Here is a 23,464-nt window from a genome sequence, read left to right as displayed (position 1 = left end):
CTTAATATTCACGAACGAAGCTTCTCGTTTTTGTTGCGCAGGTTTCGAATGGGCTAGTATTTGCGCGCATCCTAGACTGATGTCCCAATAGTGGAAATACATCTCGTTGCAGATTGTCCATATACCGCCGACCAAGATCGCAATCGGTGTTTTGGCAATGGCTTATCGACATCTGACTTGCGCGTTGACTGAAGTGATACTCTCTTTATCTCTACGTAGTGCAATTGAGGCGAAGACCAGGTGGCAAACATCTCAGACCTTACTGCCCGTGTGATTTTTGCGGTCTCGTCCGGCCTGATCTGGCCGCTACAATAGTGTTTGCCGATCTGTTTCGCGCGACCAACAAAATTGGATGGCAAGCCCTAGTTTTCAAGAGGCTTCTTGGCCGAGAGAGGCGGCAATTGTGTCGCAAGCAATGGTGCAGGGAAAAGAAGGGTTGTCTTCGGTGACGTTGATGTGGCCGACATCGTGGTGGTATTAACAAGCTGGACATGAGGGCATTCATGCCGGCGCGGTCCGGACTTCTGAATGCGCGGCGGGCGACCGGTCACTAGGAACATATTGATGGCTTTCAGGAGTTTTACTCGGTTATTGAAGTGGTCGAAAACCTGTTGGTGATTGATGAAAACCGGGTTTCATGTTGTGGCGGCAGCGCCTCGGCGAATATTTGGGTACATCGGTTCCCGCCAAGCTCAGGGCGGCCAATCCGGCAAGGGAAACTAATCTGGAAGATCCGATACCATCGCCCGAGATTTGCATGAGGGCTGGTATATCGCATAGCCGGTTGAACTGGGCGTTCGAAACATACATCAAAAAAACGCCCACGTTGTATTGCTGGGATATCCGTTTGGATCGGGCACGCAGTTTGTCGGATTGTCTGCACTATGAGCGGGCCAACGGGTCGATGCCGATATTGATGCCGTGGCTGAAACGATCCGAAATCGCGATAGGCGGCGAGCTGGGCGAACAGGTCGGATTCTTCTACCCGCCGACGGTCGCAGTGAATGCCAACAACAATGCGGAGAATGCGTATAATGAGGTGTTCGGACCTCTTGTCACCCCGTCGCACATTGGCGAGGCGAAAAACGCTCGTCGGATCGCCAACGCCAGGCGCTATGATCTGGCTTCAACAGTTTTGACCAAGGTTGTTTCGATGGCGATGAAAATGACGTCTCAACTGCGCTGCGGAAAGACCTAGTTTACGAAGCATGAGATGCCCGCGACGGAAAGGTAATGGGCCGCATTGAAAGGCAAAGGCGCGGCTTGCAACATATCGGTCCCTGTTTTGGATACCCACACGTCAGCGCGTCTTGTGTTGGGTGCACGCTGATGCGGTTGGTAAGAAAACGAGCGCTGGTTACCGGGGGTCGGCAAGGGATCGGGCGCAGGTCAGAATCCGAAGGGTTGTGGGACAACATCATCTGGATTCCGCTGGATGCGTCAGTTGCCAGGCCAGCCTTGGGTTTGACGCTGGGATAGATGCAACAGGGCTGAAGAAACCCCGCCGCTTTGTTTTGGGGTGCCCGTTCGAACCCCCGCACCTGATGCCGCTGGTCGGGGTTCTGGGGAATGACAAAACCGCCTACGAGGTCATTGAGGCAGCTCAATCGTTCTATGAAAACCTAGCCACGACAACAAAGAAGTGTCTGGACACGTGGTCAATCGCTTGCATGCTGCAATCCTGGGCGAAGCAATCAATTTGGGGACAACGGGTCACGACGTGAACCGGCAACTGGTGGACAACGTCAAAGCTGCGGCATGCGGAAATACTCCGGCCGAGGTGTCGGAACAACGCGACGCTTTTTTCGTAACTCTGCAAAAGCCCGTTGCAGGTTTGGGTTGAGAACCGCCAGCTATGTAACCGTTTGCTACGACCAAATCGGATCTGGTCAACTGCTTTCGCCCATAACTTTGATGGCCCCCAGCAACCGCGCGATTTCCTGTTCCGTGTTGTAGTGACAAAAAGAAATGCGGATACAATCCGACAGGCCCAGCGGTGTAAGAACGTTGCCGGAATAGTGGTCAGCCTTTCGAGTATGGGTGCGAATGCCCTGTTGATTCAGTGTCTCGACCACGTCCTCGGATGCATGACCCTCGACCACGATTGACACCAGCCCTTCGCGTGCCGGGTTATCGGCGCCTGCCAGAATGGTCACGTGATCCATATCACTCAGCCCTGGCAGATTGCCGGTGCCGTTGATAGCAGTATCGGTCAAGTGGGTTTCATAGGCGTGAATGGCTCGGCCCGCAGCCTCGATCCGTTTGCGCGGCTCGGTCTCATCCGAAACTTCGCCACCGAGCCAGTCAAAATACGCTACTACGTCTGATACGGTTGCATACGATCCCGTATCGCGGGTCCCGAACTCCCACCCAGTTGCGGGTGCATCGATCAACATGTCATGTGGCAAAGCGCTGAGTTTGTCGGAGATCCAGGCGATGCCGTATCCGTGGCGGGAAAACACTTTGTAAGGTGAAATCGCGTAGCCATCGACATTGTAGGCGTCCAGGTCCAGTTGCCCGTGGGCCGCATGCTGAATGCCGTCGACGATTATCAAACAATCCGGTGCCACAGCACGGATCGCCGCGGAAATCGCGGCTACGTCCATGCCCATGCCTGTCACGGGCGACGCATGCAGGATCGTTGCCACTGCGACATCTGGCGTTATCAGCGCAGTATAATCCTCGGCCGTAACCAATCCGGTGTCGTTGTCGTGGGGCACATTAACGTACTCCAGCGCGGCGATTTCAGCCCAGCGACGTGCTGCGCTTCGGGTGGCCGGGTGCTCGATTGATGAACCGATCACTTTTGCACCTTTGGGGGCGACCAGACACGCGGTGCGGATCATGCGAAACAGCAGCTCGGTTCCGCTTTCACCTGCGAAGAACTGCCCAGAAGATGCGTTCATGAACACGGCCAAGTCGTCTTTGGCCTTGTTGATGACGCCTTGGGTTCCCTGACCTGCAGGATTTATGCGCCCCGGATTGTCCGGGATTGCTGCATAAAAAGCCGAGGTTTCAGCGACGGATTTCAATGTCAGTGCTCCGCCCGCATTCTCAAAAAAGATGCGTTCGCCTTGAAAGGGACAGGTGCCGACATGGGCGAACCGGCCGCGTATGGCCTCGATGAGGGCAGGGTTGTCTTGGATCATAGGTTTGTCCTGTGCTTAGTCAGAAAGCGGTTCACGATCGTGCGGCAGAGCTAGGCCACCGCGATAAGGTTTTGTCCGGAAAATCGTTGACGTTTTCATCATAGATTCGGCGAACTGAATTGATCAGGCCGCATGCAGCCATCCTGTCAAGCGACAACGCGACACGATCAGGGAATATTGCAGCTGTTTTACGCTATCGCGTCTGCTTGCTATCCAGTTTGCCTCGGAAAACCAGATCTTAGGAGGATTGGGGTGCGGAGGCATCTAATTTCCTGTAGATATTCACGGACACTTGGGACACTTCCTGTAAACTCCCTGAATTGGGGTGGAGGAAGTTTTGATGACGTATTTACGATGCTGCTGTCTGCGCTTGCTGCTCCAAACTAGCTAGGCACAATCTGGATGCGCTGTAGGACTGCATTACCAGTGACATCAATGACGCAGGCCACCTTACGCTATTGAAGTGAGCGGGAAAAACAAAGTGTCTGATGTGGTAGCTCTATTACAATTTTAGATGCAGTCAGTTTTTGAAGAAGCCACACCCAATCAGGCCATTGGCGTTAGCTTCAAGATTACCTGAAGGGTGCGCTGTCTTCTGCGCAGCTGCTATTTTTGCACTAACTCAGATTCTAGTGCAGTCCTCTTACTGGCCCGTGTTCTCGGCGGCTGATCGGGCTTCCTGCCGTTGGGCTTGTAACCCATCTTCTCGGAATTTGTCCTCACTTTAGGTTTTGGGGAGCTTGTTCTTGCGTATCCTTGATATGCGCCAGCACAGCCCCGAACCGCTTGCTCTCAGTGACTGCGGCGTGGGTGACGCGTTGGTCCATTTCGAAGATCCGATAGGGCAGGGCCCGGCCTTCCCAGCGCACTTCAAACCGGCTAGCCTCAGCTCTTTGACGAGTCGATCCTGGAGCGTGCGGTTGGCGCGTTAAACCCGGCCTTTGGCCTGAGAGTTGTTCGCGCACAGGGTCTCGATATTCAGCGCCTTTAGCGCACGGCCGAACTGGGTCATGCCAGCGCCGCCCTTGGCATCTTTGCTGGCCACACGGAACACCGTGTGTTTGTCGCTATAAAACGCCACCGGACGGCCATGTTTATGCAAATAGCTTTCAAGCATATCGATATAGCTGAAGGTGCTTTCTGACTTCACAAAGCAAAGTTCCATCAAGGTGCTGGTCGCGTCATCCATGAAGACGAGAAGGGTGCAGGGGTCGCCACGATCCTCGAACTAATGTTGATCGGAGCCGTCGATCTGGGTCAACTCACCACGGCATTCCCGCTGCAGGCGCGGCTGATGGAATGTTCGGTGCTGCTTGCGAGATAGCCAGCTTCAATCTTCCACCATCCAATTGCGCAATGTCTCATGTGAAGCCGTGATGCTCAGCTAACTTCTCTGCGGCCAATGTCGGCCCGAATTCGGACTAACTCTCTTTGACCAACATCAAGGCATAATTGCACTTCGTTTGTGAATCCACCCCGGCTACAACTTCAACTCATGCAATGGACGATATGGTAGGATGAGGCGAAGCGCGCGGTAATGTCAGCGAACTTCATTGCCATACGCATCACCGGCGACACCACACCGCGCACACTGATGAACAGACGCACCTCCGGCGAAACGAACCAGCCATCTTTGTCCAAGAAGTCGGCAATAAACTCGCCTCATGCCATGTATCCTGTTCCTGATTCAATTTGTTAGAAGATCATAAATCTCTGCAGAAACCCGAGCACGCTGACCGCTGTTTTTGGGGTTTCGTGGGGCGGCACATCACACTAAATACCCCCTCTAAAATCCGGTCGGGAAAACCAGTACGTGCTAAAATAGACATGCCGCCCACAATCTCAAAATGACATCAGGAGATTATTGAGTCCATTTTTTTCTTGGAAACTCACCGTTGACTCCAATGAAACAAGGCTTTTAAAGGACGTCCGGCATTCCCCAGGCTACAGATCAAAACTGACTGAACACCCTTGATAATTCCTTCTCCGACCGGCTTTGGCGGTCTCTGATAAACGAGTTGCCAAGTACCGACACCTACTGCCACAATCTTAACTCACCGAGGCTAAATTCCTAAAAACCGCAAATGCGGCCCCGTCCTTTCGCGAGTATGAGGCATTTGAAACTGGTGCAGCTCGCTGCAGCCATCCTCGAAATTGAACGGTGACGATCAGAGAACTTGACCAACATTGAGGTCACACCGTGCTAGAATCCCTGCATCAGCATATCGACCGCGACAGTGATCTGATCGAACTCGTCACTCAAGTCGCATACTTGGGACTTGAGGATTCCAACCGGTACTGCGGCCATGAATTGTGTGACCATAACGACTGACCCACCATCAATGTCAAAAACCGGATTGAGACGTGCCGCTGGCTTTGGTGCGTTTGACTTCGGTAGCAGCGGCACAACAACACGCGTATTCAGATCGCTTAGGAGGTCGGTCTGGACATCCAGAAGGTAGCCATCGCCGGATGGATTAGGGTAGACGTCGTGTTTTGGCATCAGAACTGCCTGTAACGTTCCAGCGGAAGACCATGCCGCTCAACATATGAATTAGAACTTCTGAGTGCTGCAGCATTTTCGGCTTTCCAACGCTCAGACTTTGCTGCGATGACTGCGGCGCGCACGCCCTCCTCGGCCGCGCGGGACAGATTTACCTTCAGCGCTTTGGCCTCTGACAGCAACGCGCTATCGAGCGACAGATTCGTGGGCTTTCGCGTTTGAGCGTTCATTGTATTGCTCTCCCTATGCACGCACTGTATCGCTATGAAATATGCGCGTCAAATATGCGCATGCTTGTAATGCATGTTTCGCAGAATTGAACCGACTGACAAGTTCCATCAGCGATGCCATTAACCAGCTAACACAATGAAACGGTAGTATTGCAACATGCAGCGGCGAGAAACGACCCAATAGGCCGCTCACAACGAGGCTCTTCAATTCCCGACACGCGGACTTTGCCGACATTCGCCGCGCCTGCAAGCCATTGGGCAATACAAGGGAAAAAGTGCCACTAAATGACCTCAGTTTGGGTCGCGACGTTGGTCGAAGTGTCCTGGCCTTTGGTTGACTTAGGTCCGCATCATCACATCAAATGCCTTGCATCTCTGGGCTGGTCGGCCTTGTCAGGCGGTCGGCTGCCGGTATTCCTGTTGTTTTGTCAGCATCACCCAGATTATCCAGGCGCTCCGGATGCTTCCTGCCCATCAGCGCCCGTGACGTCATGCCGGTGATCAGGAGTTTTCGGATGTATCGGTCGCCTTTCTTAGTGATCTTGCCTAACTTTTCCTTTCCGCCGCTGGATTTGTTGAGCGGGGTCAGCCCCAGCCAGGCTGCAAGGTCGCGGCCGGTCCTGAATTGCTTAGCACTTCCGATGATCGCCACGATGGTGGAGGCGATAATAGGGCCGACGCCCGGCATGCGCATCAGGCGCCGGGCATCGGCATCAGCGGCGTCGGTCTTGCCGCGCTTTACATAGGGTTTTACATAGGCTGCTGGCATCAGGCGGACGTCATGGCCCAGCCTGCTGAGTTCACGGCCCCAATAGTGGACGGAGCCGCAGGCTTCCATGCCGACAACACAGCGCGGAAGTGTCTCGAAAAACGCAAGCAGCTTCGGGCGCCTGATCTGCTTGTTAAATATCTTGCGGCCAGCGGCCGAAATTCCATGAACCTGGAACACGTCCTTGGCCAGATCCAGTCCAACTGTTTTAACTGTCTTTGGGTGGCTCCTTTTCTAGCAGTCGGTAGCAACTGCAGTATGGCGCATCGCGACGCCGGTGGAGCAGGAGCCACCCACTCCACCCGCTAAAAACCTCGGCAATCTGTATTTGCGCGATGTTCCCAGAAAGGTGTTGTTATGATCTTTTCCAAAGTTGAATATGACCTCCCAACCAAAGGTGTCATTTTTGGAACGCAGACTCGCCGCCATACTCGCCGCTGACGTTGTTGCATACTCTTCGATGATGATCGAAGACGAAGATGCCACTTTGATGCACCTCAAGACCCATCGCGAATGTGTTTTTGATCCCAAAGTCAGCCAATACAAAGGCCGGGTGATCAAGTTGATTGGGGATGGCACATTGGTTGAGTTTCCCTCAGTCGTGGATGCTGTTAGGTGTGCCATCGAGATCCAGAAAGAACTGACGGTTCAAAACTCAGCGATAAAACTGCGCATCGGAGTGCATCTGGGCGACGTGATTGTTGATGAGGGCGATGTCTATGGGCACGGTGTCAATCTGGCGTCGCGCCTGGAAGCCGCAGCAAAAGTGGGCGGTGTTTGCATCTCTTCTATAGTTTATGAAAGCCTGGGAAACCTGATTGAAGAGACCTTTGAAGATGGCGGTGCCCAGCATCTCAAAAACATAACAAAGCCTGTCCAAATATACCATTTGGCACATGAAGGTTCTGAGAAATACGAGTCAAATCAAACTGGACGGGATAAGCCCTCAGTCGCGGTTTTGCCGTTTTCAAACGTAAGCGGCAATGCTGAGCAGCAGTTTTTCAGCGACGGCATTTCCGAAGACATCATTACCGGACTTTCCCGCTTTCGGACCTTGTTTGTGGTCGCGCGCAATTCGTCGTTTCGGTTTCGGGACTCAGATCTGGAGATTGGTGAAATCGCGGCAAAGTTGGGGGTACAATACCTTGTCGAAGGCAGTGTTCGAAAAGTCGGAAACAGAGTGCGTATTTCGGCTCAGCTGATCGCGGCTGACTCCGGCAAACATATCTGGGCCGAGCGTTATGACCGCGAACTGGAAGACATCTTTGCGGTTCAGGATGAGGTGACCCAAAGCGTCGTCGCGGTTCTTCCAGGTCGGGTTCAAAGCGACGTGGCCAACAATGTCTTGAACAAGCCTACAGACAAGATGAAGGCATACGAACTCTTGCTGCGAGGGAAAGCACTCCGAGACGGGTTGAACGCCGCCGACAACGCCACGGCCAAGGGATATTTTGAAAAAGCGTTGGCCATCGATCCCAATTATGCGCGAATCTATATGTATCTGGCCGATACCTATGTCGTTGACCTTTGGCTCGGTCTTGCAGACGCGGATGCGCCCTCCCAGGCATTGGAAATCGCGCGTCAGGGGGCGGCTTTGGACAACAAGGACGTCTATATTCAAGACCAACTTGGATATGCGTACCTATGCGCGGGCCTCTGGGATCAGGCCGATACGCAGTTTCAAAAAACACTGTCATTGATTGAAAATGAAGCGGAATCGATGGCCTGGTGCGGATATGGTTTTCTGTTGTTGGGGCAGCATGAAAAGGCCCATGAAATAGTTGTCGAGGCCATGCGACTTGACCCCCTGCACCCGCCTTCTCTCGATTGGATTATCGGACAGGTTTATTTCTTTTTGGGTCGATATGATGACGCTGTCAGCAAGCTGATTGGCGAAGCACGGCTAAACTCTTTGGCCGCTGCGTTTTTAGTGGCAGCCTACGCGCACTCGGGCCGACAAAAAGAGGCGGAGTCCTCGTTGCAAGCCTTTGTTCGACACCGCCATCAGGAGTTTTCAAGCCGCGGGATGGCAGTTCCGGAAAACACGTTGATTGCTCTGGCCGGTGGCTTTCAACCGATGTGGCGCAATTTGTCGGATTGGGAACACATTGCCTCTGGTCTGCGCCAAGCTGGTTTGGCAGGGTAGGCGACGCCCATTTTTCTATGTCTTCGGTGATTGGCCGTTGCCAATTTCCGCTCCGGGCTGCGACCTGCCGCGGATTGTACAAGATGTTGAGGGTAGTGACGGGTTTTTCGAGGGAACAAACCTCTGACTGGAGTAGGCGTTCAACAAAACAGGACCCGACTGGTGCCCGTGAACCAGTACTTTTGATTTCGCGGCTCCTTTCCAATTGAGAGCCTCTCAAGATTTGGTCCCTTTTTCAGGGGATACCTCGGCCTCATCCAGATCCAACACCGCGGGGTCGATCATGCGCTTGTCAGCGCTCATCTTGACAGAGTTTCGCATGGCCTTGCTTCGCCGCAGCAAGCGTCGGAAACTTGCCTCGTCGAGCATAAGCAGCGTCGACGGTGCCAATGCCCGCACGTTTACGCGACGCGGCCGTTTCAATAACATGGCCAATTGCCCGAACATTTCACCACGACCCAGCCGCGAGGTGTGCCGGCCGAGTTCCACTTCGACCGCCCCGGAAGCAATGAAGAATACACTCTGGGCGAATTCGTCTTTGGAAATGATGGTATCACCCGCGTTGGCATATCGGGTCCGCAGCGCCCGGCTGAGTTTCCTAAGCGAAGACTTGTCGAGATCGGAAAATAGCGGGAACTGCCGGACCAGATCCCGTCCTTTAAGAGTGATGTCCAATTTCGGACGTCCTTCAGATAACGTACGTCGTGTCGCCACTTCCTGCATCAACACAGAATAAAGTTCTTCGCCCACAAGGCCGTCTTCGCGCATGACCGCATATTCACGTTCTTCAAGGCGCAACGCGGTTCGCTGGATGAATCGTCGCTCTAACTTTTCGGCATAACCGGGAAATTGCAGTCGCAGGCCTTCAAGCGCCGTCTTAACCGCCTCGGATCGACGCGCCAACACTTCATCCAGCAATTCCGCAACCCGGCGGCCATGGATCCGGCGGATTCGGCCGCGGACGAACCCATCTAGGTCCTGCAAGATCAGACGTTGCATGAGCAATCTTTCGAACCTGTCCGTTGTGATACGCGTGAGTGGGAACGAAATTCGAAGCCGATTGTGCAGAAACACGGCGATCCGAAAAGATCTGCCGTAAACGACCGACCGATTTGATGCGCGCTGATAGCCGATCCGCCCGCCAGTCCGTGCGCCTTCAATGAGCCGATCGGCGTCGGACAGAATCTTCTCACTTAGAACCGATGACATGGTGCGTTCCCGCATCCGGGCCAGAACAGAGTCCCGCTCTGCACCGGCCAGCGCGATTAGGCCAAGTGTGACCCGGTCACGATCAAGGATCTGCGCGCTGTCCTCGGCGGCCTTTACCGCCTCGTCCAGGCGTTCGCTAAACTGCTTGGCTTCGTTTCTGACGATATCGTGGGTCAGGTTATAGTTTTCTGCGGTGCGGGACACGTCCTCGCGAACCGATTGCAAGGCGACCGCGACCACCTGACGCGACAGGGCAGTATCAAGCGGAGAAAGCCTGTCGAGCCCCAATTTTGTGATCACCATGCGCAAAGTTGTACCCTGAACAATCAGTGTAAACAGCGTAAAGCCAGTGGCCAGAATGCCGACCAGGCGCTTCGTCTCAAGCGGGATATGTGTGCTTTCGGTGACGGCCAGCGCCAGAGCCAGCGTCACGGCACCACGCAGCCCACCCCACAGTATTGCGGTGCGATAGGGGCGTTCAACAGCGGGCGATAGTCCAATTGCTGTCAGCAATGGTAACAACCCGAACAGAATTGCCGCCCGCGCGAACATGGCGGCCAAAACCACCACAACCAGCAAGCCAAAATCAGACGGCCGCACCTCTTCCAGCAATCGCGGTATCAGCAATGCGGCAAGAATAAAAATCAGCGCGCCGGCCCAGTGTGCCAGAAGGTCCCAAACCTCTTGCAGATTTGTCCAGGCGACCGGTGACAAACGACCAGGGCCTGTGAGGTTGAGCGTAAGCCCCGCAGCCACCACCGCAATGACACCCGAAGCCCCAACGCTTTGTTCTGCAACGATATAGGCAAGGTATGGCAGCGCGATGGAAATGGAAATCTGCGCCATTTCCCAGCGGTCGACAAAAGCCATCGTCCAAACCGCCATGCGCGCCATGAGCCAACCAGTGAGTGCTCCGCCTGCGATCAACAGCGGAAACTGCCCCACGGCTTCACTTAGCAATGGATTGGGTCTTCCGAGCATGACAAAGCTCATGAATAACCCGAACAGAGCCACAGCAGCAGCATCGTTAAGAAGGCTTTCGCCCTCGATTATTCGTGACAGCCTGCGCGGTGCCGAAATCGACCGGAATATACTGACAACTGCCGAGGGATCCGTTGTTGACACAATGGCGCCGATCAACAGGCAGGCGGCCAGCGGCAGCGCACTTGCCCAACTCAGCGCATAGCCAATTGAGAGGGTCGCGACAATCACTGCCACAACGGCCATCATCAGGATGGGCATCCAGTCATCCAGCATCCTGCGCAGGTTCATGCCGAGTGTCGCCTGAAAGAGCAGCGTGGGCAGGAAAACATAGAGGAAGACGTCTGACCGGATCGGCAGATCTATGATCGCCTGCGCCCCCGGGTTCAATGCATCCGTCAGGTCTGTGTCGAGAAAGAACGTCGCGCCAAGCCCGATCACTATCCCCAGGACGGCGAGGATAACGCTGTAAGGCAGGCGCATTCGCGCGGCCAGCGGTTCCGCCACGCCGATGACAACAAAAAGAGAAGTGATGATGGTCGTAACGACGACGATATCCATAGTTTCGTATTACCTGAGAACTCGAGTAAGTGGAATCCACTCTTAAAGCCGGATCAAACACGTGGAATCAATATGCGCACCTTCGCTCGTCCAGTCTGGGCCGCCTACGAATGCAACCTATTGGCACTAGTCTCAATGGCTTCGGCAATAGCCAAGGTACCCGCGAGTTGGACGCCGAGGTACCGGACCTTACCGTCCATCTTGGCGGGGCCTAGCAAGAGCTGGACCGATCTAAGTTTGCCGGTTTTCTTGTAGATTTGGGTGACTTTTGTGCGCCTCATTGAATGGATTCCGTATGTGCTTGCTTCAACGCCGATCGATGAGACCCAGTCTCAAACAATCCGCGCATTTTGACGCGTTGAGATGTGGATTCTGCCAGGCCAAAGATATTCCGAACGGATCATGAGTTCATCTTTCATCCATTTCTGAACAGAGGCACAGGTGCCCTCGGATATCTCGAAGCGCACAGGTCTCTGTGTCTTGCTTTGCAGTAGGGAAGCGCGTTCCTTGATCTGCCCCGATGACATGACATCGACCCCCTTCATCTTCTCCAGATCACAGCTGCGAAGTTTGCTGTCGATGGCCATGTTGCAGAGTGCAAGATCGCGATGGTTGTAAGCAAGCTCAAGGCGAACAGGGATGCTTTGGTTTCAGTGGGCGCTTTTGACCCACGATACGTCCTTTGTTCCAGACTGGGCGAAGTGCGCGAATGGCAGGTAAGTTTGGTGTTTCCATGACTGATCCTCCGATCCGCCATGCCCACCCACAACGACAACCCGACATTGACGCGATCCAATAACACAGGATGCTGCGCAATCGACGAGCGGTGGTTTTGGCGCCGCCCGCGTATTCTTTGGGCCGTGACAACTGAGCGACTACGGTTGCTCCGGTTTGACTAAAACGCCCTCAGCCAATTGCGTACTTCCGCCACGATTCGGTGTATCAGCGCAATCTGCGCCGCGGACCCACCGAAACCATCATTCTTCTCCTGCCATCCAATGTAACATTTGTCGGAATTGTCCTTTACTCGAGCAGCTTGAAATCTGATCTTCAGCATTCTTTGGTGGACAGGAGGTTAACGTGACAACAGCTTGCAAAGACCTCTGGCACCGATAGCTTGGCTGTTGTCTGCATGGATTGCGGATCAAGCTGCAAGCCGCCACCGCGCCCCACATCGGAATGGATCACATAGCCTTCATCCCGAAGCGCGCTGATATCGCGCAGCACGGTGCGGCGGGACGCGCCCACCTCATCAGCAAGGGCGTCAATAGTGGATGTACCGGTTCGGCGGAGGGTCCGCACAATCGCTTCATGTCTGAGTCGAACATTCATTCTGACAGGATAACACAAATGGTGACAAGTTTTGTCACCGTTTTGATCTACACCTGGTCCAGCAACGCAACAAAAAGGAGAATGCGACATGGAGCGGACAGCCGTGAACCCCTGGGAGTGGTCGCTCAAGCTGGGCTACAATCAGGCCGAGGTGACCAAGGGCATGACACATCAGGTCATTTGCGCCGGGCAGACAGCTGTTGACGAGAACGGCGCGCCCCAGCACCCTAACGATATGCGCGCGCAGATCGCCTTGGCCCTGGACAATCTGGAAGCCGTAATCAAAGGCGCCGGCATGGATCTGAGCAATGTCATCAAGTTGGGCGTCTTTGCTACTGATGTGGATGAGGCATTGAAGAATTTCGATCTGCTGGGGACGCGCTTTGGCCCGCATCGGGTCGCCCCGCCCATGACTTTGCTGGGTGTCACACGCCTCGCTATCCCCGGATTGCTGTTTGAGATTGAAGCAACCGCAGCGGCATAGGTGAGATCAGGCGCTCCTTGTTGTCATCTCTCAAGCGGCCGCCTTGTCAGCAGACTGTTAGTCGACCACCTCCAGATTTTGCGCTTACGGAGAAAGTCTGGTTTGACGGGCGCTCTATGGCATTTGCGCTGCTCGCTGATCCGTTGCCGGCATTGCGCAGAAAGCGGGCTTCGCAATTTCACCGTGGATTGCACAGCCTGCCGCAATGATTGGTTCCTGAGTTTATGTGTTTTGATGACCCTGCCCCGATGGATGCGCTTATGGCGCGATTTCGTGCACTGTCGGCCAAACTTGGGACGCCTCAAGGCATGGGTCTTTGGAGGTTCGTTCGGTTTTGGCGGCGCAGTGTAGCATGCAAAGCCGATTGAAAAAAACTTGTTTCTGTGGCCGGATTGGCAACCAACCAGCCGAAAGAGAAGTGAGCGTCAATCGTGAAAAGTTTGCAACTAAGCCCTGCGAACGGGCTCCAGTTGAGAAGCTTGTTTTGAGGGTGCGAACCAATTTGCTGAGGATACGATAGACTTCACTCGCCTTCGGATGCCAATGCTCAACCGGTCATTCGGCGTTCTAAAGACAAAGGCTACGACTGCAAATAGCAGCGCGGCAACGGGTTTCGCAGGCTTTAATCAGAAAAAATTTCAACAGAACGTCGGCCGGGAAACAAATTGTGATTAGAAATTAGACAATTACGGATCATATTTGTGGTAGACTAGGATGAACTTAGCGCGCTGGGACGAAGGAGTACGAAACCTAGAGGAACTTTAAAAATGGAGATTTTCGAGCAGTTTGCAGAAGGGTATGGGCGGACAAAGCTCATCGAAATGACATTGCAGGACTATTTGCTGGAATGTCGAGAAGACCCTACGATGCGGGCTACCGCCGCCGAACGGATGGTCGCCGCGATTGGCGAGCCAGAGCTTATCGATACCAGTCAAGAGGCTCGGCTCAGTCGCATATTTCTTAACCGGACAATCAAGCGATACAAACCCTTCCAGGACATATATGGCGTCGAGGAAACCATCGAACGCATCGTTGGCTTTTTCCGCCATGCCAGCCAGGGTCTCGAGGAACGCAAGCAAATCCTCTATCTGCTGGGGCCGGTCGGCGGGGGCAAGTCAACGCTTGCCGAAATTCTCAAAAACCTGATGGAGCGGCAGCCGATCTATGTGCTGCGGGCAGGTGACGAGATCAGCCCAATCTTTGAATCGCCGCTTGGTCTTTTTGACCGCGAGCGAATGGGGGATCTGCTGGAGAACAAATACAACATTCCCAAACGGCTTTTGAACGGGTTGATTTCGCCTTGGGCCATCAAGCGTTTACAGGAATTCGACGGCGATATTTCCAAATTTTCGGTTGTCAAACTTTATCCGTCCAAACTGCGCCAGATTTGCGTGGCGAAGACTGAACCGGGTGACGAAAACAACCAGGACATTTCTTCGCTTGTTGGGAAGCTCGATATACGCAAGCTCGAAGAATTCAGCCAGAACGATCCAGACGCATATTCCTATTCCGGTGCCCTGAACCGCACCACGCAGGGGCTGATGGAATTCGTGGAGATGTTCAAGGCGCCGATCAAGGTATTGCATCCCTTGCTGACCGCCACGCAGGAGGGGTCGTATGCGGGGACAGAGAACATCGGTGCCTTCCCTTTCCAAGGTGTTATTGTTGCACATTCGAACGAAGCGGAATGGCAGCAGTTCAAAAACAATAAGAACAACGAGGCCTTCCTGGACCGGATCAGCCTGGTCAAAGTCCCCTACTGCTTACGTGCCTCGGATGAAACCAGGATTTACGAGAAGCTGCTTGAGGAAAGCAGTCTGGGCGAATCCCCCTGTGCACCGGAAACGCTGTCAATCCTGAGCCAGTTCAGTGTTCTGACACGATTGAAGGAACACGAAAACTCACCGGCTTTTTCCAAGCTCCGCGTCTATGACGGTGAAACACTGAAGGATACCGATCCCAAAGCACGATCAGTGCAAGAATATCGGGATGAGGCCGGGGTGGACGAGGGGATGACGGGCACATCCACCCGCTTCGCGTTCAAGGTGCTGTCCGAGACCTTCAATCATGACACCGAAGAAGTCGGCGCCGATCCGGTTCATCTGCTCTATGTTCTTGAACAGGCGGTGAAACGCGAACAATTCCCCGATGAGGTTGAAAGCCGATACCTGTCTTTCATGAAGGACGATCTGTCGTCGCGCTATGCGGAATTCATCGGCAATGAGATCCAAAAAGCCTACTTGGAATCCTATTCTGACTTTGGTCAGAACCTTTTCGACAGATACATCGCGTTTGCTGACGCCTGGATCGAAGATCAGGACTTCAAGGACCCGGATACAGGCCAGATCCTCAATCGTAGTGTTCTGGAACAGGAACTTGAAAAGATCGAAAAACCGGCCGGAATTTCCAACCCCAAGGACTTCCGGAACGAAGTGGTCAAATTCGTGCTGCGCGCGCGGGCCAACAATCGCGGTCGTAACCCCGACTGGCGCAAATATGAGAAGCTGAGACGCGTTATCGAAAAGCGCATGTTTGGTCAGATTCAGGATCTGCTGCCGGTCATCAGTTTTGGGGCCAAAAGGGATAAGGAAACTGAAGCCAAGCATAACGAGTTCATCGATCGCATGATCGGTCGCGGGTATACGCGCCGACAGGTCAGGCGCTTGGTTGAATGGTACATGCGGGTCAACAAGGCAGGATGAGGAGTCTATGCTCAAATGGCCCATTTCATCGACCGAAGGCTAAACCCCAAAGATAAGAATCTTGGGAACCGCAGGCGATTTCTGCGCCGGGTTCGCTCTGCCGTCAAAGAGGCGGTTGAAGAAAGTGTCCGGCGCCGGAAAATCGCGGATGTCGGCCAGCAGGAAAACATCTCGGTACCGTCAGAAGGGATCGGTGAACCGCATTTTCAGCATGACAACAAAGGCGGTTCCAAACAAAGGGTTCTGACCGGAAACAAGAAGTTTAAGGCGGGTGACCGTCTCAAGAAACCTCCGTCCGGCAAGGGCGGGCAGGGGCGACGTGAGGGGGCGCCCGAAGGGGAGGGCGAGGACGAGTTCATGTTCGTTCTGTCGCGGGACGAGTTTCTTTCCCTGTTCTTCGAGGATCTCGAACTGCCTGACATGGTCAAACGCAGTCTCAAAGAGGTCACCGTCTCGAAGCCGCATCGCATGGGCTATACTGCCGCCGGGACGCCCGCCAACCTCAGTGTTTCCCGAACGATGCGCAATGCTTTTGGCCGACGTCTTGCGATGCGACGACCGACCAACGCCGAGATTCAGGCTCTTACAGAACAGGTTGAAGAACTGGAGGCGCTGGAAAAGCCAGATGCAGCGCGAAAGGCGGAAAGGCAACTGCTGCGTGAGCAGCTCGACAAGATGCTACGGCGACGCCGGATCGTTCCCTATATTGACCCGCTTGATGTGCGTTACAAGTATTTCGAGATGCGCCCCGAACCGGCGGCAAACGCGGTGATGTTCTGCCTGATGGATGTTTCGGCCTCGATGGGGGAGCGTGAGAAGAACCTTGCCAAGCAGTTCTTCGTCCTGCTGCATCTTTTCCTTAAGCAACGCTACGATAAGATCGAACTTGTATTCATCCGCCACACCCAGGTCGCAGCGGAAGTTAATGAAGACACCTTTTTTCACTCGCGCCAAACTGGCGGTACGGTCGTGAGCAGCGCGCTCACCGAAATGAAAAAGATAATCGAAGCCCGCTATCCGCCTTCGTTATGGAATATTTATGCCGCGCAAGCATCAGATGGTGAGAATTTCAGCGGAGATTCACAACTATGCGCCGACCTGTTGACCAGCGATCTGATGAAGCGCTGCCAATACTTTGCCTATACGGAAATTGTCGACGAGACCGAAGCAGATCTGATGAACAGCGAAGAAAACGGCATGGAACTATGGCGTTCGTACCGACAAGTTGCAGAGGCTTGGCCAAACTTCGCCATGAAACGGATCGCGCGAGCGAGTGACATCTACCCGGTTCTGCACGAGCTGTTTGCGCGCAAGACGAACGGAGTTTCCAATGGTTGATCGGGCCGAAACTGGAGCGCCGCTGTTTGACGGCGCGGATTGGGATTTTGAGACCATCCAGCGCAGCTATGATGCAATCGAGCGTGTGGCGATTGATGACCTCGGACTTGACGTCTATCCGAACCAAATCGAAATCATCTCGTATCAGCAAATGCTGGATGCCTACTCGTCGACAGGGATGCCGCTCATGTATCGGCATTGGTCCTTTGGGAAGCGTTTTGTTCACGAAGAAAAGGCTTATAGCAAAGGCGCAAATGGCCTTGCCTATGAAATCGTGATCAATTCCGATCCATGTATTTCCTACTGCCTTGAAGACAACACGATGGCGCTTCAGGTCCTTGTGATTGCCCACGCGGCCTTCGGGCACAATCACTTCTTCAAGAACAATCACTTGTTTCGCCAGTGGAGCGATGCGCAAGGTATACTCGACTACCTCGACTATGCGCGCGGATTTATCGCCCAATGCGAAGAACAGCACGGGGAACGCGAGGTCGAGCATTTACTCGACGCGGCCCATGCGCTTATGCCGTCCAGCGTTTTCCGGCACAGGCGCCCAACCCACTTATCGCTCGCAGAGGAGAGAACCCGGCAGCGTGAGCGGCAAATCGAAGAAGAGCGGGCGGTCCATTACCTGTGGGACGCCTTCGATCATCCCACACAGTCTTCGAAAACCGATGAAGAAGCGGAAAAGCGCAAGCGCGAAATGGGGCTGCCGGAAGAAAACCTGCTCTATTTCGTCGAACGTCACAGCCCGGTTCTGAAGCCCTGGCAACGCGAAATTCTACGCATCGTTCGCAACATAGCACAGTATTTCTACCCGCAACGTCAGACCAAGGTTATGAATGAAGGATGCGCCTGCTTCGTCCACTATTATATTACCAACGAGTTGCACCGCGCTGGATTGCTGACGGATGGCGCGATGCTCGAAATATTGCACAGCCATACCAATGTTCTGTCCCAGCCCGACTTTGACGCCCCGAACGCGATCGGGATCAACCCTTATGCGTTGGGTTTCGCGATGATGCAGGATATCAAGCGCATCTGCACCGACCCGACCGATGAGGATCGGGAATGGTTTCCGGACATAGCGGGCAGCCGTGCGTGGCGCGAAATATTAAAGGATGCCTGGGCCCACTATCGCGACGAGAGTTTCGTTCAGCAGTTCCTCAGCCCCAATGTCATGCGCCGGTTCCGGATGTTTTCGCTAACTGATGACGAGGGGAAGCCCTTCTACACAGTCGACGCGATTCACGACGAACGCGGTTATCACCAAGTGCGCGACACCCTGGCGCGCGGCTTCGATGTTTCGGAATACGATCCCGATATTCAGATCGTTGATGTGGACTTAATGGGGGATCGCCACCTCAGACTGCATCACTCTGTGCGTGATGGTGTGCCGCTGGACAAAAAGACCAGCGAAATGACTTTGGGTTATCTGCGGCAAATTTGGGGTTTCGACGCGGCGTTCGAAAGCTAGTAGCGATTGTGTTGCAAGCTCTGAGCTTGGATGGACATGAGTGCTTTGGTTGTGCCCCTAACTTTTGGTTTTGATTGTCCCACAGTTCCCCGACACGGTCAGGGTTACTGGATGTATCTGTATCGGGCGGATGATCGCGATCGGAAAACCCTTGATTTCATGCTATCCGAACGGCGCGACGCCGCAGCGATTGGTCTGGAGCCTGGGCCTACTCAGCATCTGAATGGCTGAGGCACAGTCGTAGCGTTAAAAGGCGACGACTTGTAATTGGTAGCAAAAGGTGAGGACCGGTTATTTAGACAGATGTAGTAGAAGGGAAATTTGTTTTAGGTCTCTTCATTGACACTTTTCTCAGGTTTGCGTTCATAGCGAATGGCTGCGACTGCATCATTTTAACTTGGTGCCCAAGGTCAGCACTGGGCCGTGATACAACGTGTTCGGCTCAGCTGTTGAACCAAATCGGAGCGTCGCCTTCTGACCAAGTTGCGTATTTTCTCATCACAAGCGAAAATACTTCACTATCCAGGAATTGATCCAGCCATGCTGTTATATTCGGCCACTCCTGCACGTCAAACCACGCCCGATCTATAAACGCAAACTGGCGCACAAATGGTAGAAGCGCCAGGTCGGCTAGGCTGGGGCGATCTCCGAAAAGCCAAGCCTGCCCAACTAACCGCTCGTCGAGACTGAGCAAGTAGCTTGCCGCTTTCCTGCGTTCCTCTTTGGCATCTAAATCCGGATACCGCGTAGCGTATTTCGTGTGATCTAAAGCGGCCTTAAAGGGACCATCATTTACCCTAATCAGATCCCAACCTTCTTGAGGCATGTCCAAAAGCCGCTGTGGATCATTTTGTTGGAGCGCCCAAACCATGATTTCCAGACTTTCATCTATAACTTTGTCTGGAAGTCGAAGCGTGGGCACTGTTCCGGATTGGGATGTTTGTAAGAAGGCCTCTGGTTTGTCCCGTAGAACAATTTCGCGCAGCTCGACTGTAACTCGTGAACTCGCCAATGCGAGGCGAGCCCTTATCGCGTATGGGCAACGACGGAACGTCCATAAGATAGGGTGGTGAGCCATATGAGGATTTATCTCCAAACTACCAGCTTGGTCAAACCTCCCATTGTTTCCCAACAGGTACTCCTGCTTAACCGCAATCAAATTGTGATTTGGATGTCATGTGACACAAACTGCGGTGATCCATTGATTTTTCTCGCTTGGCAACAAGTCAACGCATCCAGCCGCTGACGGCGTCATGCCCAGGGTGTGTTGAGATCCGCGTGGCTCACATTGATCAATTGACAGGGCAGGGGGCCAACGCGCCACAGCGCGCGCACCGCGACCCTTGTCTTTGCGATAGCAGACCGCCTTGCGGTCTGCGGTGATTGTTTTTCCGGGCGTCAGGGGTCGAAAATCTCTCGCATCCGATCCTGGGGAAAGCGCGAAGTGAAAGCCGCACCGATTGTCCGACTCAAATTTCTAACTCCAATGCGGCTCAAGCAGAAATCGCGAAAATCCCGGTTCCTCCCACGCAGCCCGCGCGTTTCCCTCCCAAATATTCTTAATTTCAGCCTGACCCCTAGCCCTCAGATCAGAGACGGTTCTTTTTCATCGGCCCTACTCCTTTCCGGGAAAGGCGAACGCGGATTGCCCAGACGTGCTTAGGCTTCAAGGGGCGTTTTTGACCAGTGACGCGGCCCTTGTTCCACGCTGGTCGGCAGGCTCGAATGGCAGGTAAATTCGCAATTGTTTTGGCGTTACTCCTATCCGCCTCAACGCCAATCCAACGTTGGCGCTGGAATGTACCAATGAAAGGCGCGTCAGATGCTAAGGTCTGTAGTGAGCCCTTAGCGCTGGATTTCGCGGCGTGGTATTTGGATTAAATCACCAAAGTTGGGGAAACCTCATGACGCTGTCCAATCCTATTAAGAGATTTTATCACGATATATGGAACATCGCGGACAATGGCTGCGCCTGGGAAATCCTACACCCAAAAGTTCGATTGTCGTCGGAGCCTCGGCACTAAGCGCTCGGGGTCGGATGAATTCATTCGATACATGGAGGAAGTTCGAGCGGCTCTCTCAGATTTTAATGCAATATCATAAAAAAAATTGTCGATGCAGGAGAAAACGCAGCTGCACGAATGTCCTTCGTCGGCACGCACCAAGGCAAATTTTTCGGGGTTAACGGAACAGAGCAGCGGATCGAGTGGTCCGGGGCAGCGTTCTTTACTTTAGGGACCAAAAAAATCGGGAGCCTTTGGGCTCTGGGTGACATAGATTCAATCAAGAGACAATTGAATGCCCACCCGAAAGAAGCGTTTCTCGATCCATAGATATGACGGCAGTTTTGTTGCGCCAACTGGAAACCAAAGCGTTGGAACATCGTGCATCGAATGTTTTGTTCGATGAGCACACCGTGACGCAGGAGCGGCAGGGCCAAGGTTCGTTATGGGCCACTCGATACCCATGAAAGTGGATACTTTCCGGTCATTCGCTGCGCCAGAACTTATAGTCAGCTCCCATTTTTTATCGGCGGAGGAGCATGGTTTCTTTCAGACCGGAGCACATATGCGCAAGGCATCGAGAACTGCGGCGTGCATATTTCTGCTTGTAACAGCGTCGCCAATGCGCGCCAGATAGAATTGACCGCTACGATTGGTGTCAACGAATGGAAACGTTCCGTCAATGAGTGCCTTGTGTTCCACCTGCCCAAGGTTGCGCGAGATTGGTTTGAGTTCGTGATAGAGTTCCGCCATCGGGGAAAGTCCATGTTCAACGACCACGTAATCGACAAGACGTTCAGTGACATCCCGCGTAAACACATGCCGCAGGCTGGCGCGAACTCGGTCGCCCTTGCGCGTCAGAGAGGTAAGCTCTTGCAGACAGGTGAAGGCAACCCCGTTAGCGGCCAGATCGCGCAATGCAACGGCAGAGGTCGTTGGGCCGAGGTCATGCAGAAGGGTCCGGTCCGGGGTTACAAGATTTACGCTACAACCGGAACCAGCCAACGCGTCAGCCGTAACGGCCGCAGGGTGATCGCCGACTTCGTCAAATAACAGCACCTCACCTGAGACACGTGCCTCACCGGACAAAACTTCCCAACTGGAGATCGCCAGTTCTCCGCCGGGGATGGCTAATGTTTCAGGCCAGCCACCTGTCGCAATGATCACCAAATCGGGAGTTTCGGACAGCACGTCATTGGCTTCGGCAAAAGTGTTCAGGCGGATATTGACCCCAAGCACCGTCACTTCAGAAATCAACCAGTCAGCAACGCCCCAGACCTGCCTGCGCGTCAAACCCTTGGCGGCCAGAACCAACTGCCCGCCCAGGCGATCCGACGCCTCGAACAGCGCCACGTCGTGGCCACGCAAGGCACAAATCCGCGCGGCCTCCAGGCCTCCGGGCCCGCCACCAACGATAACCACTTTTTTAGGGGTGTCGCTGGGGGTGATGATGTGCGGCAAGGTCTGCTCACGCCCCGTCGCAGCATTGTGTCCGCACACGGCAGGTTTGCCCTGATTGACCCGGTCCACACAGTAGCCCAAGCCGACACAGGGGCGGATGCGCTCTTCTTCCCCGCGTGCGAGTTTTTCCACCAGATAGGGGTCGGCCATCTGTGCGCGGGTCATGCCCACCAGATCGACATGGCCGCCAGAGACAGCGTGGCGAGCCGTGGCAATATCAGCAATCCCTCCGGCGTGCAGAATCGGTAGATCGACGGCATCACGGATGCGTCCGGCCACTGTGATATGCGGGGCCGCTGGCAAACCCATGGGGCACACCCATTCGGCCAAGCCAAGATCATCGTAAGGTGCGCCGGCAAGGATGTTGAGCAGATCGACATGGCCGGAGCCTTCCAACATCCGGGCGGCGGCAACGCAATCTTCTGAGTTCAGCCCTCCCTCGGTTAGTTCATCACCGGTGATACGCATCGACAGGATGAACTCGGAGCCGACTTCAGCACGTACTGCGTCAAGCACCTGCAAGGTTAGTTGCATGCGGTTCTCCAACGGCCCGCCATAGTCATCGTCGCGCTTGTTGGTAAGTGGGGACAGGAATTGCCCCAGAAGGTGTGAGTGGGACAGAAGCTCAATTCCGTCGAACCCGCCTTGCTGACAGCGTCGCGCAGCAGCTGCAAAATCGCCAATAATGCGGTCGACATCCTCTTGTTCCATCACTTTGGGAAAGGCGCGGTGAGCGCGTTCGCGGATACCGGATGGAGCCAAAACCGGCAGCCAATGCCCATCATCCCATGCTGTGCGGCGCCCCATATGGGTGATCTGACACATGATCGCGGCACCATGTTCGTGAACGCCATCCGTAAGCTTACGGAACCAAGGTATTATGCTGTCATCGCCGGCATAGAGCTGGCCAAACACCGATGGGCTATCAGGGGCGATATTGGTCGACCCGCCGACCATGGTCAGGGCGACTCCGCCCTTTGCCTTTTCCTCGTGATACAACCTGTAACGGTCCCGGGGATGGCCAGCTTCGACAAAATTCGGTGCATGGGAAGTGCTTACGATACGGTTGCGCAAAGCCAGATGTTTCAATTGAAACGGATCAAGTAGGTTTGCCACATT

At 54.1% G+C, this 23,464-nt stretch carries 18 protein-coding genes and 5 pseudogenes; 11 read left to right on the top strand and 12 right to left on the bottom strand.

Annotated elements, in window-relative coordinates; genetic code table 11:
* The first annotated feature begins 757 nt into the window (after positions 1–757).
* From AC2FJF_RS09705 to AC2FJF_RS09695, 3 genes are all read left to right on the top strand, one after another.
* Positions 758–1,198: an aldehyde dehydrogenase family protein gene (locus AC2FJF_RS09705; protein WP_496725018.1), complete on the top strand. Its 441-nt coding sequence runs from the start codon at positions 758–760 to the stop codon at positions 1,196–1,198.
* A 121-nt stretch (positions 1,199–1,319) separates the two neighbouring features.
* Positions 1,320–1,724: a 3-hydroxyacyl-CoA dehydrogenase NAD-binding domain-containing protein gene (locus tag AC2FJF_RS09700; RefSeq protein WP_496725016.1), complete on the top strand. Its 405-nt coding sequence runs from the start codon at positions 1,320–1,322 to the stop codon at positions 1,722–1,724.
* Entirely contained in the window at positions 1,643–1,843 is a 201-nt protein-coding gene (locus AC2FJF_RS09695) for a hypothetical protein (RefSeq protein WP_496725229.1), read from the top strand. The genes AC2FJF_RS09700 and AC2FJF_RS09695 overlap by 82 nt, the downstream gene beginning before the upstream one ends.
* Before the next feature lie 46 nt (positions 1,844–1,889).
* Here AC2FJF_RS09695 and AC2FJF_RS09690 read toward each other — a convergent pair whose 3' ends face one another.
* From AC2FJF_RS09690 to AC2FJF_RS09665, 6 genes and pseudogenes are all read right to left on the bottom strand, one after another.
* The gene (locus AC2FJF_RS09690; protein WP_496725014.1) at positions 1,890–3,149 is read right to left on the bottom strand and encodes an aminotransferase class V-fold PLP-dependent enzyme; all 1,260 of its coding nucleotides are present in this window, start codon (positions 3,147–3,149) and stop codon (positions 1,890–1,892) included.
* 931 nt (positions 3,150–4,080) lie between these two features.
* Positions 4,081–4,570, bottom strand: a pseudogene (locus AC2FJF_RS09685) (transposase family protein); the annotation flags it as partial.
* A 67-nt stretch (positions 4,571–4,637) separates the two neighbouring features.
* Complete coding sequence (locus tag AC2FJF_RS09680) at positions 4,638–4,790, bottom strand: hypothetical protein (RefSeq protein WP_496725012.1); 153 nt, start codon at positions 4,788–4,790, stop codon at positions 4,638–4,640.
* Positions 4,791–5,352: 562 nt separating this feature from the next.
* Complete coding sequence (locus AC2FJF_RS09675) at positions 5,353–5,652, bottom strand: CcdB family protein (protein ID WP_496725010.1); 300 nt, start codon at positions 5,650–5,652, stop codon at positions 5,353–5,355.
* Positions 5,652–5,882 carry a type II toxin-antitoxin system CcdA family antitoxin gene (locus AC2FJF_RS09670; protein ID WP_496725008.1) on the bottom strand — a complete coding sequence of 77 codons (231 nt, stop codon included), beginning with the start codon at positions 5,880–5,882 and terminating at the stop codon, positions 5,652–5,654. Before AC2FJF_RS09670 ends, AC2FJF_RS09675 begins: the two co-directional genes overlap by 1 nt.
* A 358-nt stretch (positions 5,883–6,240) precedes the next feature.
* Complete coding sequence (locus AC2FJF_RS09665) at positions 6,241–6,849, bottom strand: transposase (RefSeq protein WP_496725220.1); 609 nt, start codon at positions 6,847–6,849, stop codon at positions 6,241–6,243.
* Between the two features lie 208 nt (positions 6,850–7,057).
* On the opposite strand from AC2FJF_RS09665, the gene AC2FJF_RS09660 reads away from it, so the two are divergent.
* Positions 7,058–8,797 (top strand): adenylate/guanylate cyclase domain-containing protein, encoded by a 1,740-nt coding sequence (locus AC2FJF_RS09660; protein ID WP_496725006.1) that lies wholly within the window; start codon positions 7,058–7,060, stop codon positions 8,795–8,797.
* A gap of 216 nt (positions 8,798–9,013) precedes the next feature.
* Here AC2FJF_RS09660 and AC2FJF_RS09655 read toward each other — a convergent pair whose 3' ends face one another.
* The 3 genes and pseudogenes from AC2FJF_RS09655 to AC2FJF_RS09645 form a co-directional block, all read right to left on the bottom strand.
* Positions 9,014–11,548, bottom strand: coding sequence for a cation:proton antiporter (locus AC2FJF_RS09655; RefSeq protein ID WP_496725004.1), 2,535 nt, complete (start codon positions 11,546–11,548; stop codon positions 9,014–9,016).
* A 104-nt stretch (positions 11,549–11,652) separates the two neighbouring features.
* Positions 11,653–12,283: pseudogene (locus AC2FJF_RS09650) on the bottom strand (tyrosine-type recombinase/integrase).
* Positions 12,284–12,640: 357 nt separating this feature from the next.
* Positions 12,641–12,880, bottom strand: a pseudogene (locus tag AC2FJF_RS09645) (HTH domain-containing protein); the annotation flags it as partial.
* Positions 12,881–12,968: 88 nt separating this feature from the next.
* Here AC2FJF_RS09645 and AC2FJF_RS09640 point away from each other — a divergent pair.
* From AC2FJF_RS09640 to AC2FJF_RS09620, 5 genes and pseudogenes are all read left to right on the top strand, one after another.
* The gene (locus AC2FJF_RS09640; protein ID WP_496725002.1) at positions 12,969–13,364 is read left to right on the top strand and encodes a RidA family protein; all 396 of its coding nucleotides are present in this window, start codon (positions 12,969–12,971) and stop codon (positions 13,362–13,364) included.
* Positions 13,365–14,131: 767 nt separating this feature from the next.
* Positions 14,132–16,066 (top strand): PrkA family serine protein kinase, encoded by a 1,935-nt coding sequence (locus AC2FJF_RS09635; protein ID WP_496725000.1) that lies wholly within the window; start codon positions 14,132–14,134, stop codon positions 16,064–16,066.
* Between the two features lie 15 nt (positions 16,067–16,081).
* Positions 16,082–17,404, top strand: a complete 1,323-nt coding sequence (locus AC2FJF_RS09630; protein WP_496724998.1) for a YeaH/YhbH family protein — start codon at positions 16,082–16,084, stop codon at positions 17,402–17,404.
* Positions 17,397–18,881 (top strand): SpoVR family protein, encoded by a 1,485-nt coding sequence (locus AC2FJF_RS09625; RefSeq protein ID WP_496724996.1) that lies wholly within the window; start codon positions 17,397–17,399, stop codon positions 18,879–18,881. The genes AC2FJF_RS09630 and AC2FJF_RS09625 overlap by 8 nt, the downstream gene beginning before the upstream one ends.
* A gap of 99 nt (positions 18,882–18,980) precedes the next feature.
* Positions 18,981–19,070: pseudogene (locus AC2FJF_RS09620) on the top strand (IS6 family transposase); the annotation flags it as partial.
* Positions 19,071–19,323: 253 nt separating this feature from the next.
* Here AC2FJF_RS09620 and AC2FJF_RS09615 read toward each other — a convergent pair.
* The gene (locus AC2FJF_RS09615; RefSeq protein ID WP_496724995.1) at positions 19,324–19,959 is read right to left on the bottom strand and encodes a glutathione S-transferase; all 636 of its coding nucleotides are present in this window, start codon (positions 19,957–19,959) and stop codon (positions 19,324–19,326) included.
* Between the two features lie 553 nt (positions 19,960–20,512).
* A pseudogene (locus tag AC2FJF_RS09610) lies at positions 20,513–20,626 on the bottom strand (integrase); the annotation flags it as partial.
* Positions 20,627–20,977: 351 nt separating this feature from the next.
* On the opposite strand from AC2FJF_RS09610, the gene AC2FJF_RS09605 reads away from it, so the two are divergent.
* A complete protein-coding gene (locus AC2FJF_RS09605) occupies positions 20,978–21,214 on the top strand; it encodes an ester cyclase (RefSeq protein WP_496725218.1) in 237 nt (78 codons plus the stop codon).
* 2 nt (positions 21,215–21,216) lie between these two features.
* Positions 21,217–21,351: a hypothetical protein gene (locus AC2FJF_RS09600; protein ID WP_496724993.1), complete on the top strand. Its 135-nt coding sequence runs from the start codon at positions 21,217–21,219 to the stop codon at positions 21,349–21,351.
* Between the two features lie 82 nt (positions 21,352–21,433).
* Here AC2FJF_RS09600 and AC2FJF_RS09595 read toward each other — a convergent pair whose 3' ends face one another.
* Positions 21,434–23,461 carry an oxidoreductase gene (locus AC2FJF_RS09595; RefSeq protein ID WP_496724991.1) on the bottom strand — a complete coding sequence of 676 codons (2,028 nt, stop codon included), beginning with the start codon at positions 23,459–23,461 and terminating at the stop codon, positions 21,434–21,436.
* Positions 23,462–23,464: the final 3 nt, after the last annotated feature.

This window comes from Ruegeria sp. CDSB013 (genome assembly GCF_059611165.1).
Note: the sequence above shows the minus strand (reverse complement) of the source record. Positions and strands in the feature narration are given on the sequence as shown.

What these genes read in the sequence shown, in the direction of transcription:
- AC2FJF_RS09600 (WP_496724993.1), top strand. Translation starts at nt 21,217, where the DNA reads ATGACGGCAGTTTTGTTGCGCCAACTGGAAACCAAAGCGTTGGAACAT.
- AC2FJF_RS09705 (WP_496725018.1), top strand. Translation starts at nt 758, where the DNA reads ATGAGGGCTGGTATATCGCATAGCCGGTTGAACTGGGCGTTCGAAACA.
- AC2FJF_RS09655 (WP_496725004.1), bottom strand. Translation starts at nt 11,548, where the DNA reads ATGGATATCGTCGTCGTTACGACCATCATCACTTCTCTTTTTGTTGTC.
- AC2FJF_RS09670 (WP_496725008.1), bottom strand. Translation starts at nt 5,882, where the DNA reads ATGAACGCTCAAACGCGAAAGCCCACGAATCTGTCGCTCGATAGCGCG.
- AC2FJF_RS09640 (WP_496725002.1), top strand. Translation starts at nt 12,969, where the DNA reads ATGGAGCGGACAGCCGTGAACCCCTGGGAGTGGTCGCTCAAGCTGGGC.
- AC2FJF_RS09630 (WP_496724998.1), top strand. Translation starts at nt 16,082, where the DNA reads ATGGCCCATTTCATCGACCGAAGGCTAAACCCCAAAGATAAGAATCTT.
- AC2FJF_RS09690 (WP_496725014.1), bottom strand. Translation starts at nt 3,149, where the DNA reads ATGATCCAAGACAACCCTGCCCTCATCGAGGCCATACGCGGCCGGTTC.
- AC2FJF_RS09615 (WP_496724995.1), bottom strand. Translation starts at nt 19,959, where the DNA reads ATGGCTCACCACCCTATCTTATGGACGTTCCGTCGTTGCCCATACGCG.
- AC2FJF_RS09625 (WP_496724996.1), top strand. Translation starts at nt 17,397, where the DNA reads ATGGTTGATCGGGCCGAAACTGGAGCGCCGCTGTTTGACGGCGCGGAT.
- AC2FJF_RS09635 (WP_496725000.1), top strand. Translation starts at nt 14,132, where the DNA reads ATGGAGATTTTCGAGCAGTTTGCAGAAGGGTATGGGCGGACAAAGCTC.
- AC2FJF_RS09675 (WP_496725010.1), bottom strand. Translation starts at nt 5,652, where the DNA reads ATGCCAAAACACGACGTCTACCCTAATCCATCCGGCGATGGCTACCTT.